The organism is Thalassotalea nanhaiensis (genome assembly GCF_031583575.1).
GTDB lineage: Bacteria > Pseudomonadota > Gammaproteobacteria > Enterobacterales > Alteromonadaceae > Thalassotalea_A > Thalassotalea_A nanhaiensis.
In genome coordinates this window covers 272,068-285,380 of record NZ_CP134146.1, presented here as the reverse complement: position 1 = coordinate 285,380, position 13,313 = coordinate 272,068, and the positions used below count along the sequence as shown (strand labels likewise).

Below are 13,313 nucleotides of genomic sequence, written 5' to 3'. Positions count from 1 at the left end.
TTTGTAGATTTACTCATGGTATTTTCGAATGACAGCAACTTTGCCATTTTCAATTTCCAACACTTCCATCATTACCTGTGTATAAGCAATGGCTTGTTTGTTTTGTGGATGAATGCCTTTGGCACTATTTCTATAGCGAATTGCAATGGCAGAGTTATTAAAAGTAAAAACGTTAAGCAGCTCTGCACTATATTCAGTATGAGCACCTAAATAAAATAGCATACCTTTGCGCATAGCCTCTTTGCCGTCAGGCAATCTGGAGTCATCGGTTACCCATGGCAAATGTGAATGCCCGACATCGTCAGTAAGCAAGGCAAAATAGTTCTCCAAATCATTTTTCGTTGCATCAGGAGCTTGAGTTGCGATCATGGTATCAAAGTAAGTGTGAGCGAATTTCTTTAGATCAATTTCATTTGCTGCTGCTGTTGTAGCAAATAAAAGGCTAAAAATTAACACTAGATTTCTCATAAAAACTCCAAATTTCTTGATTCATATAGCACCCTTTTGTCGGGCGTAGTGTTGGCTAACATTAGCGACGACGAAGCAAAAGCCAGCGTTGTTTTACGCTCGGTAATAACTTGTTAGGTGCGATATTTCGAATGTATTTAGCTGAAGGTTTCTCAAAATATCGATACGATAGATAAGCAGCTCCAACACTAAGAATAATCGACACCAACAGCTTAAGCTCTATGGATAAAGTTAACTCATTCACTTTAGCAATAATAGGCATGTGCAATAGATACAGTGAATATGATATTTTTCCAATAAAATCTCCCACCTTATTAGCCAGGAGAATATTATTATTCGGCACCAAAAACACAATACAAAAAAACACGGTGCTCATCACTAATAGCACTTCGTAGCTGAGCCACATTTTATTTTTTGCATCCGATGTTACAGGTGAAAATTGTGGAAACATCAAAGGGATCAGAAGAAGAGTTAAAATAAACCAGTTCTTCTTGAGGTATTCAGGCACTTTAAACGATTTATAGTGCATGCCGAAAATAACGCCCACAAAGAAATAGGGCAGGCTTCGAAGAATAAGAAAGAAATTATATTTAATGCCGCTGAAGTCACCATACAAACGCGGAAAGTTGGTAAAAAATAATAAAATTAGAACTGCCACGACTAATACATAAATATACCCTGCTCTGCTGGCGGTGAAATACCAAAATAAAGTAAAAGCGAAATAGAACTGCATTTCTGGCGATATTGTCCAGAGCACACTTTCACCATATATAAACATTAAATGGGCGATTAAGGAGTGGATATCGGTAATTTCATACAACCCTTGCATTCCAGTGAGTGATAAAAAGTAAGAGGAGAATACAATCAATAAATACAGCGGCAGAACCCTGCCTACACGGGCAAGAAAGTAAGTTTGTAAATTTACTTTAGTGAATGCTTTATCGAAATAAAGATAAGACATAAGGAAGCCACTAAGCATAAAAAATAACATTACGCCGTATTGACCTGCTCGACCTCCTAAAGCGCCGTCAAGCCAATTGGTGGCGTCGCTGAAGTGAGTAATAAAGACAACGAGTGCCGCTATACCTCTAAGTGTATTTAACTTCCTTATTTCCAAAGCCTACCCTCTAATTCCATTTTCAGCCTTAAGCAAGTTATAAGAAACTGTATATGCATTTATTCAACCTGGCTGACAGTAAATTTACCGTTCTTATCGCGCGTGATACTAAATATTCCGGAGTTACATTTCACCATCCAAGTATTGTCGCCACTGCTTTTCAGATTAATCACATGGTTACAGGCAAAATCTGCGCTACGAATAGCAGCTTGTGCTTCTCCATGTGTTAATTCAGCAGCGTTTACGCTGAATGCTGCCGTAAAAAAAGCGATTAGAACGCCTAATGTCTTTATTGATTTGTGTCGCATAAATGAATCTCCAGGCATTCAATATTTAAATTAACTAAGTTGCGTGTGCACTGACTTCTATTGTTCACTGATTTCCATTGAATTTTTTTCTGAAGCGTTGGGTTCATCGACCCTGCGAACGCCAAAAGTAACTGATGGAGGAACCCCCATACCAAGTTCAATATCTGCTACCCGATAATTACAGCCTTTTTCTTTTAAAATTGCATTAACCTTTTCTTGCTTGCCAATCGCCTTAATAAGCGTATTGGCAATGACTTCATCACTGCTAAACGAAGTTACTGATTCAGTAACTTTATCGGTAATTTCTTTCGCTTTATCAAATAATTTCATTTATTTCGCCTTCTATTTACATTGAGCGCCAAGGGGCTGAATTGCCCAACTAAGAGGCAAATATTCGTTGTTTAAAAATTGAGAAACGTTCGACAACCATCGTTAGGCGAATGTTTTTGCATTTATTAAGCATTTTTTGACTCCTGCTTTTTCAAACAATGCCAATATTCAGGAAAACTTACCCACTTATGTTTTGAATCAGTCCAAGCAGCAGTTGATGGTTCGGGAAAATCAGGATCTGAGAAACACCCAACGGCTATGCCAACTAGGCCATGGAAAAAGTCGGCCTCCCAAAATACAGTTGAGCCACATTTTGAGCAAAATGATGTCGTTATTTTTTTTCCACTATCACTTTCTCCTTGAAAATGACTTGGGCACCCTGTTTTCTCTATGATGGAGTTATTATCAAAATAAGCACTTACACCAAAAACCGACCCTGTTCTTCTTTGGCAATTAACACAATTACAAGCCAAAGATAATTTAGGCTCACCTTGAACTTTGATGCTTAAATCGCCACAAGTGCATCGTGCGACTCTATTCATTTAATATTCCTTTGTGTAAGCCCTAATGCCAATAAGTGACTAATTTATGCATGCTAAAATGTTTAGCACAGAGAAAATGAGCTTATGTGTTTTTCCACTTGAACAGATTTTCACCTGTTTAACCATAACAATTTGGTATTACTTTAGCCTAGTAATACCAATTAAAATTGAAATCACGCCTCCAACCATACCTGCCCAAGCTTCTAAAGGGGTATCACCACTTAATGCTCGACTAAACTGTGAACTTGCTGAGTCATAAATATCGTAGCCCCACATAGCTATAATTACACCTGCAATAATAAGTACAACCCCAATAAACTTATTAATCATTCTAACTCCTGAAATAAATACATAACGCCCTAGTTGATAGGCAAAAAAATTGTTGCTAAGCGAAATACATTAACTGTATTTTTCTTGATTTAACAGTTTGTTATATCTCGTCTTATAAAACCACTTGATAAATATCTATAGCGAATCCACGAAACACAGAAGATTTAATGAATTGGAAGCCTGTTTTATTTACAACGTTAACAGAGCTAGTATTTTCAGGCTCTATTAGTGCGTAAACAGCGTTAATTTTTAGTATTCTTTTAGCAAAATCTAAAACGCCAAGTGTCGACTCAACAGCATAGCCTTTACCTTGTTGATCAGTAGCAAGACGATAATTTATATGTATAACATCATCAGAGTCCACTTGATGTTTGTTGAGGCCGCATACCCCAACAAACTCATCAGTGATACAGTTATAAATTGCCCAATGTCCATAACCAGTCAAGTCATATTGTTTTTTACAATTATCTATATAATCATAAATCTGTTTTTCTGTATGAACACCTACTGTCGAGTATCGCATTACTTCAGGATCAGCTAACACTTTTGATAGGTTTTTAGCATCCTCATTGGTAATTTGACGGATACATAATCTTTCTGTTTCAGCAATAATCAATTCAAGCTCCTAGAGATATAATGACTTGTTAATTGGTAAATAATAGTTGGCTGGAATAACGAGGAAGAGCAAAATCCAACGGTTATTTGTCTATTTGATTGCCTTTTACATTGTATTTTTCACCGAGCCTTGATTGATTTTATGTTGCATATAGATAACATGAAAAATTGACGTAACAAGCGGATTTAACCAAAGTTTGTCACCTTTGTTAGAGCCCGAAATTAAGTTAATTCTATTACGCACCATAATTATCCAAGTTACATCAAAAACACTTGAAACCATATGAATTCCAATAGAGCTTTTTAAAATGGTTAGATCATCAAGGTTAACTAAACCATAAATTAAACTAACTAATGACACAGTAAATAAAAAAACGGTTATAGAAATAAAAATGTTAGATATTTTAAGTTCTGTATGTTGGTTGATTTGGTTTGAGAAACGATACAGCTTATAAATTAAATATGAGCCAACAGTTAGTATGCAAAGAGCTAACGTTTTTAATACCGAATCAACTTCAAATATTTCCGTAAGTCCCTTTTTCATTTCCCCTCCAAAGCTGATAACAAACTTACATTATTGATAAACATATTGCCCTTGTTGAACAGCTTATTGATACGCTATTTTCACGATTCTTTAAACAGCCAATACAAACCCTGAATTGCAGTTGTTGGAAACGCAGTTTCATGGTTTGCGTCTTGAATAGTCAATAATTTTACTTTTGTATTAGGGAATAGCTCACCCGATAACTTTAATTCAAGTTTCTTTGAACCTTCTACCATATCGTATTTTGGTGAATCTAGTTCAAGCGTTTCATTAGCTCCAACAGCAATAAAAACCTTATGTTTATTAACATTAGGTTTTGTTTTAATTTTAAGGATGTCATGATCTTTAAACCACACCGATGGACTACCTAAGATATAGTTATTAAACATATCAGGTTTAGTAAACAATATGTATGCGCCAAGTAGCCCACCCAGTGAATTGCCTACAAAAGTCCTAGACTCATTTACTCTGTAGTTTTTTTCAATGAAAGAGAAAACTGATTTTTCAATAAAACTAATATGCTCTTTTGCTTTTCCGGTTTGATACTTCCAGCTTCGGTCTTCAATGTGAGTATAATCACGAACTCGACTTGCATGCCCACCTGAACCCTTTGAGTATGATATACCTACAATTATTGCTTCTTGCATTTTGCCCGTATTCATTGGAAATCGAGTGGCTCCAGATACGATTTGAAAACTATATAAAGCATCAGTTAAGTAGATAACGGGATATGATTTTTCGCTATTGTAACTATAAGAACGAGGTAGTTTTATAAAAAGAGGGTAAACTCTCCCAGAGTCAGGATCTTTAATATTGGTGATACTGCTTCGAGGTATTTCAAAAGAACTCTCCTCTTTAGCACCGACCATCTGGCCAGTACTAATTAACAGTAATATAAACAGTCGAAACTTCACTCAAACCTCTTCCTATTGCGATCGCCAACATCCAAACCCAATGCTATCTCCTTGAGCTCAAAGGTTAAATTTCTGATAGGAAAACTGCGTATATTCGCTAATATAATTACCGTAAGTTTGTCATCTGTATAACGGTGCAAATTCGACAGAAACCCATTCATAGAGCCACCGTGCCTTGTTAAGGTTCCTTTACTTTCGGTACTTGCTCTCTGATACTTTTGTATCCTAAATCCATACCCATAATTTCCAAACTCTTGGCTCTCACCAGCGAACAATAGTTTTTGACTTTCTTCTGATAAAAGTTTGCTGCTGTATAAGGATTGCTCCCAATTTAATAAATCGTCAACTGTAGAATAAATATCCCCAGAACCTAAGGCATAAGACACTATATTTTCGTCTCTATTTATACCCAACACTCCCTTTCGGTAACCGTTTGACCTATTAGCTGGAATATTACTTAAACGCTCCACACCTGAATTTTTCATGTTTAAGGGGATAAATATTTTCTCTTGAAGAACTTCTGCGTACGTCTTTGCCATTACGTTTTCTATTGCAATGGCGGCTAAGTGATAGTTTAAATTTGAATATTGATATTGTTTTCCTGGAGTAAAAGCTAAGCTAGCGGTATTAATTATGTCTAAGATTTCATCTGAAGAAACATCCTTTTCTTCGAAACTAACTATTCTTTCTAAATGCTGAGGAAGTCCAGATTGGTGTTTAAGTAACAGGTGTAACGTTAAATTTTTACTTATATTGGTATTTAATTTCGGTATATAGGTCGCTAATGGAGCATTTAAATTTAATTTACCTTCATCCACTAACTTCATAACAGTAACAGCAGTAAATGATTTTGTAAGAGAGCCTATCAAAAATTTATTATTAACAGTATTAAGTGTTTTGTTGCTGTCATCTGCATTACCGTATGCAGATTTAAAGAGTACCTTCCCTTCTTTAGCAACTAACACAACTCCTCTGAAGTCTTCTTCTTCGACATATTTTAGAATGTGCTTATCTATTTTTTGTGAGTCAAAGTTAGCTTGTTCAGCAAAACAAAAATTACTGATAGATACGAGTATCAAGAGTTTAGTTACTAGTTTTATGAGCATGGATCGTCCGCTTTAAATTCTTATTACTGAATTAGCCACATGCTAATTGTGTTTGTTGTTTACACGCTTGTTGGGATTGCTCCGTTGATTCTTCACCCATGCAAAAATCCAACCTTAAAGTTCTTTTTTCAGAAGTAAACTCTACTGCTGAAACAGGAACCCATTTCCATTTTTTTAGCATTTTACGAGAGTACTTACCAAGGTGTTTTTTAGGTACTGAGCTAATGATTTCTACATTCTCAGTTTCACCTGATTCTGAAATATCGAAAGATAGAACCGCACACCCTCTAATTCCAGAACGTGCGAGTTCTATTGGATATTTAGGGGTATTTTGATTGGCACGTTTCCAAATGAAGTCACTCGTTGGGCTTATATCTGTAACCTGTACATCGGCGTAAAAATGCTTATTCTTCGCCAAACTACCGGTTGATAGGGTAACAAGAACGAAAGCGACTAAAGTTAAATTTTTCATATACATTCCTTTGTTTTTATTAAAATTTTAATTTGTTCAGACCTAAAGTAACACACTCAACTTTGATGTATACATAATGACCAATTAATAAGAAGAATTGTTGACAGAAATTGCGACGGCAGAGCAAATACAAAGCGTATTTTACTCTGCTTGATTGCCTAATACACAATACTTACTTGGCGAACAACTCCTGCTCAATATTTTTAAATGCTTTAAACTCTAAAGCATTTCCTGAAGGGTCTGAAAAAAACATAGTACCTTGCTCTCCGGGCTCACCTTTAAACCGAACATAAGGTTCAATAATAAAATCATCGATGAATGTGCTAACTTTTTTGGCGAAGATCTCCCAATCGTCAAAATTCATGACAACACCATAATGAGGAACTGGAACTCCATGTCCGTCTACTGGATTTGAAATATTGGTGATTTTTCCAGTTTTACCCAATTGTGAATTAAGGTGCGTTACAAATTGGTGACCAAACATATTAAAATCAATCCAATGTTCCGAACTTCTACCTTCAGAAAGCCCCATCTTAGCTCCGTAGAAGTCTCTGGCCTCATCAATATCACGAACTTGAATTGCTATATGAAACGGTGTTAATTGCATGGTTCTTCCTTAATATAACGAGCTATTGGATTTGTTATGATTAACGTTCAATATCCAAATGGTTCAGTTCTTACTGCTTTTGTTTTGGCTATCAGGCCAAAACCAATTTATAAATTGGGCTGCAAGTAAACCAAAAAATATACCTCCAGTATTTGCTGCCATATCAAGCCACTCACCATAACGATTAACGTAGGGCTGCACCAACTCAATGCCACCACCCCAAAATACAAAAAATAAACCAATGAACATCCAATTATTTGGCCTTCGTAACGCTACAGGGAACATCAATGCGCCATAGGCAATAAAATGATGAGTTTTATCACTACCAGGCACAGAAGGTAAACTTTGCAGTGGATAAAGGGATAAGGCGGTAATGACTGCAAGGATAAATAGCGCTATCGCAATCCAATAAGTCCTAATAGTTGCGAATAATATATTCATTAATATTTCCTTTGCATGGAATTTGAACGCCCGCTTGAAGTTCTTGTTAAATTACCTTTTCGAAAAACGATACCTTTTTTATGATTTTGCCACCCGTCAATCTCAGGGTGCCCTGAAATATAGCCAAGAAAACCAAAAACACTGTATTTTTTACGGATATGCTCAGCCCAAATAATACCAAGAATGAAACCGACAACAGCTAAGCCGTAAAGCAAATTAATAACCGAATCGTAATCTAGAAAGTTAAAAGCGACTAACCCTAATAGCGAAAGAATAATAGCCGGAGTAATCACAATTTGCAGGTAAAGACAGGAGAATATGCAATATCCAATAATAGATATAAACCATTCAAAAGGTTTTGTGATGATATTTTTAAACAAATTCATACTAGTGATACAGATCCTTTGCTGAAATTTAACGTCTTATTATATGTTTTGTACATCGTAACTAATTTGATATTCACGTGTAACCCGTTTTGTCACTTTACCCCAATTTGAACGTTTAACTCTAGATTGGTGGTTATCAAAAGCGATTTGATCGATGAATTCTTCATACACATTAAACTTGTTTACGTTTTTATCATCTGGTGTAACGTTAAATACCAAACATCCTGGTTCTTCTTTAGTCAATTTAGAATGCACAATAAGCTCAGCTTTTACAATTTCTAAATCTGCATCTGGTATCAATATATACCCGTTCAAAATTACTTTTGACAACATCTGACTCCGAAAATTTTATAACGCCGCGTTAAGCGGTGAGTAACAGTTTCGCTTTAGTTACTTGTTAGGCATTTTTACATTTAGCGTTGACCAACTCTGAAAAGTGCCAACTGAATATAAAATGCCTATGAATAAACAAATACCCGAACTTACCAGCCAAAAAGTTAAACTGTTTTCTGGAAACATTGGCATAATTGCTACAAATGCTACGCCCCGAACTAAGTAAATTAGAGAAATAACAATTAAACCAAGCTTTAAAAAAGGAAGCTTAAAAAGGACCTTAGCGCCAGACAAACCATATAATGACCAAATAGATAAAACCAATACAATAATTGATGTAACGACAGTCGGATACCAATGTCCATCTTCAGCCATTCTAGCCATTTGCTCACCAGCACCAAAAAAACGATACCAGTCAGCGCCGAAAATAATACACCCCAAATGAACTAAAGCAGCTAAAGCGCTGCAAATAGAACCAATGATTAAAAATTTATTCTTATCTGAATCCACGAAACTTCCCTAAATGCTTAACGCCTCATTAAGGGCCTTTTTATTAGTTTGCTAAAATGTTGAGGAATGAAACTGCAAACTGTTAGCAGTCCCGCTTTAAATTCTTGTTGTGTTTTAAATCTTTAGTTAAGGGGAATTTGCTAACAAGCCCCCCAAATTTTATTTACTAATAGATTTAATAACGTCTCCGCCTTTCATCACAAAGGATACGTTTTCCATTACTCTAATGTTTTCTAGAGGGTTGCTCTCAACTGCAATAATGTCTGCTAGCATGCCTTTTTTAAGTTGCCCACGGTCGCTCACACCTAATAAATTTGCCGCATTTATTGTCGCACTTTGTAACGCTTGAGATTCAGACATACCACGACTTACCATGGCAAAGAACTCCAATCGAGCATCATTGTGCGGCATAACTCCTGCGTCGCTGCCAAGGGCTATATTTACGCCTTTATCCACGGCTATAACAAAACTGTTTTCAATATGAGGCTTTAGAAATTCATTTTTCTTAACCGTCCATGCAGGGGTCTCTGGAGGTAAAGAAATATTATTTATATAAATTGTTGGGATGTAGTAAGTGCCTCTTTTTTTCATCTCATCAATTATCTCGGGGGTTAGCATTGAGCCATGCTCTATAGACGCAACGCCAGCCTTTACTGCCGCCATAATTCCTTCGCTGCCGTGAGCATGCGCCATGACTTTTAATCCATGCCGTGCACTTTCATCTACGATTATTTTTAATTCTTCATCTGAATATTGTTGTGCACCTGGACTGTCTCCTTTAGAGAATACGCCAGCGGTCGCGCAAACTTTTATAACTTTGACACCATGCTTAGCTTGATAACGAATAGCCTTTAGCAGTTCAGCTTTACCATCTGCAACACCTTGTTTCGGGCCTAGTTCCATTATTCCGGGAGCAAACCCAGTAACGTCACAATGCCCGCCAGTAATTGAAATATAATGACCTGCAGGGATCATTCTTGGCCCAATAATATCTCCTCTTTCTATAGCATTCATTAATGCAACATCAGGAAAACCAGGAAAAGCCCCTGCATCTCTTACAGTTGTGAATCCGGCTTCAAGCATTTGTCGACCGAATTTAACGCCATGCAATGCCCAATCTGCAGTGGTCTCCCTAACAGCAGCGGTAGTCCAATGATCTCCTGTATAAAAATCTGAGGTGAGATGGGTATGCATATCCATAACGCCGGGTAACAATACGTGGTCACCGACATCAATTACTTTAGCACCGGCGGGTATACTCTTAGGATTAATCGCCTGTATTATTTCATCTTCAATTAAGATCACCGCAGGAGATATTAGTTTTCCAGAAGCTACATCGACATAACTTTTAGCTTTAATAACTTTAAGTTGAGCAGCATGCGCATGACTCAAAATGAGCTGTTGTAGAAAAATAATACTTATTATTAATTTTTTCATTGGGCAATCCTTAAGGATAAATTAAACCACAACCAACATAGAGTTTTTCTTAAAAAAAACAACTAATCAGCAACCACTGTCATCGTATTTGCATCTCGAATTATCTGCCAGCGACCATCTCGCTTTTCTAAAACCGAAAGTGAATGCCCCGCCATTTTTGAGGCTGGGTCGCCATTTTTTGGTGAACATAAAAGAGTCGATTCAATCCACAGGTAGGCTTGGTCACCAAACACCTTTAGTTCTCGAAGCTTACTGTCTAGATCAAAATCAATTGGGGACTCTTCAGGCGAGCCACCGGCAGCAGCCTGAGCAAACGTTTCCTTGTCCATCTCACCAACACCGGGCACAAAAAACACGGCATCATCAGCAATGCATTGCCGCGCTAACTCCAGATTTCCTTCGATGGTTGATTTAATCCAATTGTTGAATAGATCCCGTATCTCTTGTTCATCACTCATTGTCTGATCTCCAGTAATTTGTGCACATTTTTCTTCAGTGAATGGTTATTTCTCAAGCATGATGGCTTTTAGTTTATCTTCTGGAATGGCGACGACTCTAAGCCCATTGATGCCAATCACAGTATCAGCTGCGACCATAGAATTAACAATTGCCTCTTCCGTAGCTTCCACTGTTGCCCTGAAAACAGTGGATAAATGGTTATTGGGAAACATGTTTATATCGGATGTTTTATTTTCCGATATTTGTTTATTTGATGCCGTTGAGAACGCTAGAAATATATCACCTGAACCGGCGTTGCTGACAGTACCTAGTCTTCCTAGAGCAAGTGATGGACGCTTTGCAACGCGTTTTAACTGATGAGGTAACAATGGCGCGTCTGTCGCTATAATAATAATGATCGAACCATCGTGGGCATAGTCAGGCTGTATGGAAGCAACGTTAAGGTCGTCACAATAAGGTAAATAGTCTCCAAAATGTCTTTCGATGCTGCTATCAGTGAAACAGTTTGGATCAGCTTGAAGTCTTTTGCCAACAAACTTACCGGCAATCGTTAGGTCGTCGCGCGACCAGTTGTAGTTACATTGAACTAACACCCCTAATGTATAGGTTTGGCTTTCTACTTTATATTGGCGAGAGGCAGTACCAATGCCGCCTTTAAAACCATTACAGATCATTCCTGTGCCGCCGCCTACAACGCCTTCATCAACGTTGCCACTTTTTGCTTTACTCAGTGCTTCCAGAGCATGAGCCTTGGTAACATGAAAACCATTAATATCATTAAGAGCCCCATCATACGTTTCACCGACAACCGGAGCATGCCAATCAGCTTCCCAACCTTTGTCCACCATCCAAGATACCGCAGCATCTCTAACCACTCCCACACTGTGAGTATTGGTAATCAAGATAGGACCATCAATTAATCCACGCTCCTCTATCCAAGTAGTTCCTGTCATTTCGCCTGAGCCATTTAACGTAAACCAGCCACCAAAAACAGGGGATGTAGAATTTTTCCCGCGAGGTAATATCGCTGTTACACCAGTACGGATAGGCCCTTTACCAACTTGAAGCGGACCACTACCTTCTACTAGAGTTACATGGCCAACTTCAATACCTTTTACATCAGTTATAGAGTTCAATGGACCTGGATTGCCAGCAAAGGGTATTCCCAGATCACGGGCTCGATTTGAGTCTTCTGCAAATGTTGGTGTAGAAACACTTAATAAAATAATAAAAAATGTGGCAGGTATTACCATGGCAGTAATGGTACGAATATTTATCATATGTTCCTCATTAGTAAGCTATCTAATAATTTTCATAACATAACGCCCTATTACTAGGTAAATTGTTGTAGTACGAAATACAACGACCTATATTTTGTTCTGATTTAACAGCTTGTTATGCTTACATTACAACCTTAGAGTAGCTAACCCGATCAATATCTACAACTTCAACTGATATAGAGCAATTAACCAGATTCTGTGTTTTTAGTTTTTCTAATACTAATTTAGATAGCATTGATTTTTGATCAATAGTACGCCCTGAAAGTATTTTTAAAGTAACATGCACAAAATCTACATCCACATTACCTGTTTGATAATTAGAGTATGGCATTGCCCTTACCTTGATATCACTACCATCAATTTCAAATAGTTTAGACTCCAGGGCACCCGCAAAAACTAGGGGAATCAAAGTATTTCCATCAATTGCTGATGAGTGTTCAACTACACAATGCGGCATTGAATTCTCCTGTAAACATAACGCTGCGTTAAACTGCAACTAACATAGTGTGCCATACTGTGAGAGAAGCGAAACCGGCACGCATTTGGTTTCACTCTTAAACGCCTTGTTAGGTTATTTTTGGTCTACGTAGATTAACTGCTCTGTATCAAAACCATTTTGCTCTGCTAAACGTTTGAACTTTTCAAGTACTTCTGTAGCTACTGTAGGAGTTCGAGATAACAACCAAAGGTAATCATTATTCGGACCAGAAACAAAAGCATAATCATAGTTGCTTTGCTCTAACTCAAACACGACATAGGAACCATAAAAAGGACCAAAAAAGGAAACCTTTAAATACCCTTTATTGGTGCTATCTACGAAGTAAGCTTTACCGATAGCTTCTTGCCATTCTTTGCTTTCAATCGAGTAGCCTCGATTTAATACTGAAACTCCGCCGTCTTCGCGCAGTGTGTACTCAGCAGTGACATGTGTTAAACCACGTTCAAATGAGTGATCTAAACGAGCAATCTCATACCATTTACCTAAGTATTGGTTTAGCTTGAAATTACTAACTGGTTCAATTGTTTGAGGCATCCCCAAACAACCAGCTAAAGAGAGTAGTGTGACAATAACTAGTGCTTTTCTCATAGTTTCCCCCTAAAGGCTTAACGCCCC

At 37.4% G+C, this 13,313-nt stretch carries 21 protein-coding genes; all 21 read right to left on the bottom strand.

The annotated features are described in order from the left end of the window. Nucleotides 1-9: 9 nt before the first annotated feature. The 21 genes from RI845_RS01365 to RI845_RS01265 all read right to left on the bottom strand — a co-directional run bounded on the left by RI845_RS01365 (nucleotide 10) and on the right by RI845_RS01265 (nucleotide 13,286). Nucleotides 10-468 (bottom strand): nuclear transport factor 2 family protein, encoded by a 459-nt coding sequence (locus RI845_RS01365; protein WP_348387967.1) that lies wholly within the window; start codon nucleotides 466-468, stop codon nucleotides 10-12. A gap of 61 nt (nucleotides 469-529) precedes the next feature. Beyond that, complete coding sequence (locus RI845_RS01360) at nucleotides 530-1,585, bottom strand: acyltransferase family protein (RefSeq protein WP_348387966.1); 1,056 nt, start codon at nucleotides 1,583-1,585, stop codon at nucleotides 530-532. A gap of 59 nt (nucleotides 1,586-1,644) precedes the next feature. After that, nucleotides 1,645-1,893 carry a hypothetical protein gene (locus RI845_RS01355; RefSeq protein WP_348387965.1) on the bottom strand — a complete coding sequence of 83 codons (249 nt, stop codon included), beginning with the start codon at nucleotides 1,891-1,893 and terminating at the stop codon, nucleotides 1,645-1,647. Nucleotides 1,894-1,950: 57 nt separating this feature from the next. Beyond that, nucleotides 1,951-2,223, bottom strand: coding sequence for a hypothetical protein (locus tag RI845_RS01350; protein WP_348387964.1), 273 nt, complete (start codon nucleotides 2,221-2,223; stop codon nucleotides 1,951-1,953). A gap of 125 nt (nucleotides 2,224-2,348) precedes the next feature. Then, nucleotides 2,349-2,765, bottom strand: coding sequence for a GFA family protein (locus tag RI845_RS01345; RefSeq protein ID WP_348387963.1), 417 nt, complete (start codon nucleotides 2,763-2,765; stop codon nucleotides 2,349-2,351). Between the two features lie 138 nt (nucleotides 2,766-2,903). Next, complete coding sequence (locus tag RI845_RS01340) at nucleotides 2,904-3,095, bottom strand: DUF3185 family protein (RefSeq protein WP_348387962.1); 192 nt, start codon at nucleotides 3,093-3,095, stop codon at nucleotides 2,904-2,906. Between the two features lie 112 nt (nucleotides 3,096-3,207). Continuing rightward, complete coding sequence (locus tag RI845_RS01335) at nucleotides 3,208-3,711, bottom strand: GNAT family N-acetyltransferase (RefSeq protein WP_348387961.1); 504 nt, start codon at nucleotides 3,709-3,711, stop codon at nucleotides 3,208-3,210. A 105-nt stretch (nucleotides 3,712-3,816) separates the two neighbouring features. Next, nucleotides 3,817-4,254 carry a hypothetical protein gene (locus RI845_RS01330; protein ID WP_348387960.1) on the bottom strand — a complete coding sequence of 146 codons (438 nt, stop codon included), beginning with the start codon at nucleotides 4,252-4,254 and terminating at the stop codon, nucleotides 3,817-3,819. An 80-nt stretch (nucleotides 4,255-4,334) separates the two neighbouring features. Beyond that, entirely contained in the window at nucleotides 4,335-5,168 is an 834-nt protein-coding gene (locus RI845_RS01325) for an alpha/beta hydrolase (RefSeq protein ID WP_348387959.1), read from the bottom strand. After that, nucleotides 5,165-6,274 (bottom strand): serine hydrolase domain-containing protein, encoded by a 1,110-nt coding sequence (locus tag RI845_RS01320; protein ID WP_348387958.1) that lies wholly within the window; start codon nucleotides 6,272-6,274, stop codon nucleotides 5,165-5,167. The genes RI845_RS01325 and RI845_RS01320 overlap by 4 nt, the downstream gene beginning before the upstream one ends. A 31-nt stretch (nucleotides 6,275-6,305) precedes the next feature. Further along, nucleotides 6,306-6,746 carry an energy transducer TonB gene (locus RI845_RS01315; protein WP_348387957.1) on the bottom strand — a complete coding sequence of 147 codons (441 nt, stop codon included), beginning with the start codon at nucleotides 6,744-6,746 and terminating at the stop codon, nucleotides 6,306-6,308. Between the two features lie 172 nt (nucleotides 6,747-6,918). After that, nucleotides 6,919-7,353: a VOC family protein gene (locus RI845_RS01310; protein ID WP_348387956.1), complete on the bottom strand. Its 435-nt coding sequence runs from the start codon at nucleotides 7,351-7,353 to the stop codon at nucleotides 6,919-6,921. Between the two features lie 63 nt (nucleotides 7,354-7,416). Next, nucleotides 7,417-7,794, bottom strand: a complete 378-nt coding sequence (locus RI845_RS01305) for a VanZ family protein (protein WP_348387955.1) — start codon at nucleotides 7,792-7,794, stop codon at nucleotides 7,417-7,419. Then, entirely contained in the window at nucleotides 7,794-8,180 is a 387-nt protein-coding gene (locus tag RI845_RS01300; protein WP_348387954.1) for a hypothetical protein, read from the bottom strand. The genes RI845_RS01305 and RI845_RS01300 overlap by 1 nt, the downstream gene beginning before the upstream one ends. 39 nt (nucleotides 8,181-8,219) lie before the next feature. Next, on the bottom strand, nucleotides 8,220-8,480 hold the full coding sequence (locus RI845_RS01295) for a putative quinol monooxygenase (RefSeq protein ID WP_348387953.1): 261 nt from the start codon (nucleotides 8,478-8,480) through the stop codon (nucleotides 8,220-8,222). Between the two features lie 90 nt (nucleotides 8,481-8,570). After that, complete coding sequence (locus RI845_RS01290; protein ID WP_348387952.1) at nucleotides 8,571-9,023, bottom strand: hypothetical protein; 453 nt, start codon at nucleotides 9,021-9,023, stop codon at nucleotides 8,571-8,573. Between the two features lie 159 nt (nucleotides 9,024-9,182). Next, nucleotides 9,183-10,460 (bottom strand): metal-dependent hydrolase family protein, encoded by a 1,278-nt coding sequence (locus RI845_RS01285; protein WP_348387951.1) that lies wholly within the window; start codon nucleotides 10,458-10,460, stop codon nucleotides 9,183-9,185. A 62-nt stretch (nucleotides 10,461-10,522) separates the two neighbouring features. After that, nucleotides 10,523-10,918, bottom strand: coding sequence for a YybH family protein (locus tag RI845_RS01280; RefSeq protein WP_348387950.1), 396 nt, complete (start codon nucleotides 10,916-10,918; stop codon nucleotides 10,523-10,525). Nucleotides 10,919-10,963: 45 nt separating this feature from the next. Further along, the gene (locus tag RI845_RS01275) at nucleotides 10,964-12,199 is read right to left on the bottom strand and encodes a DmpA family aminopeptidase (protein WP_348387949.1); all 1,236 of its coding nucleotides are present in this window, start codon (nucleotides 12,197-12,199) and stop codon (nucleotides 10,964-10,966) included. 121 nt (nucleotides 12,200-12,320) lie between these two features. Beyond that, nucleotides 12,321-12,656 carry a 5-carboxymethyl-2-hydroxymuconate Delta-isomerase gene (locus RI845_RS01270; protein ID WP_348387948.1) on the bottom strand — a complete coding sequence of 112 codons (336 nt, stop codon included), beginning with the start codon at nucleotides 12,654-12,656 and terminating at the stop codon, nucleotides 12,321-12,323. Between the two features lie 114 nt (nucleotides 12,657-12,770). After that, on the bottom strand, nucleotides 12,771-13,286 hold the full coding sequence (locus RI845_RS01265) for a lipocalin family protein (RefSeq protein WP_348387947.1): 516 nt from the start codon (nucleotides 13,284-13,286) through the stop codon (nucleotides 12,771-12,773). Between the last annotated feature and the right edge of the window lie 27 nt (nucleotides 13,287-13,313).

Bases quoted from the DNA above. Each gene is read 5' to 3' on its own strand.
- RI845_RS01365 (WP_348387967.1), bottom strand. From the start codon at position 468: ATGAGAAATCTAGTGTTAATTTTTAGCCTTTTATTTGCTACAACAGCA.
- RI845_RS01270 (WP_348387948.1), bottom strand. From the start codon at position 12,656: ATGCCGCATTGTGTAGTTGAACACTCATCAGCAATTGATGGAAATACT.
- RI845_RS01305 (WP_348387955.1), bottom strand. From the start codon at position 7,794: ATGAATATATTATTCGCAACTATTAGGACTTATTGGATTGCGATAGCG.
- RI845_RS01275 (WP_348387949.1), bottom strand. From the start codon at position 12,199: ATGATAAATATTCGTACCATTACTGCCATGGTAATACCTGCCACATTT.
- RI845_RS01320 (WP_348387958.1), bottom strand. From the start codon at position 6,274: ATGCTCATAAAACTAGTAACTAAACTCTTGATACTCGTATCTATCAGT.
- RI845_RS01340 (WP_348387962.1), bottom strand. From the start codon at position 3,095: ATGATTAATAAGTTTATTGGGGTTGTACTTATTATTGCAGGTGTAATT.
- RI845_RS01310 (WP_348387956.1), bottom strand. From the start codon at position 7,353: ATGCAATTAACACCGTTTCATATAGCAATTCAAGTTCGTGATATTGAT.
- RI845_RS01315 (WP_348387957.1), bottom strand. From the start codon at position 6,746: ATGAAAAATTTAACTTTAGTCGCTTTCGTTCTTGTTACCCTATCAACC.
- RI845_RS01330 (WP_348387960.1), bottom strand. From the start codon at position 4,254: ATGAAAAAGGGACTTACGGAAATATTTGAAGTTGATTCGGTATTAAAA.
- RI845_RS01345 (WP_348387963.1), bottom strand. From the start codon at position 2,765: ATGAATAGAGTCGCACGATGCACTTGTGGCGATTTAAGCATCAAAGTT.
- RI845_RS01285 (WP_348387951.1), bottom strand. From the start codon at position 10,460: ATGAAAAAATTAATAATAAGTATTATTTTTCTACAACAGCTCATTTTG.
- RI845_RS01265 (WP_348387947.1), bottom strand. From the start codon at position 13,286: ATGAGAAAAGCACTAGTTATTGTCACACTACTCTCTTTAGCTGGTTGT.
- RI845_RS01350 (WP_348387964.1), bottom strand. From the start codon at position 2,223: ATGAAATTATTTGATAAAGCGAAAGAAATTACCGATAAAGTTACTGAA.
- RI845_RS01355 (WP_348387965.1), bottom strand. From the start codon at position 1,893: ATGCGACACAAATCAATAAAGACATTAGGCGTTCTAATCGCTTTTTTT.
- RI845_RS01280 (WP_348387950.1), bottom strand. From the start codon at position 10,918: ATGAGTGATGAACAAGAGATACGGGATCTATTCAACAATTGGATTAAA.
- RI845_RS01300 (WP_348387954.1), bottom strand. From the start codon at position 8,180: ATGAATTTGTTTAAAAATATCATCACAAAACCTTTTGAATGGTTTATA.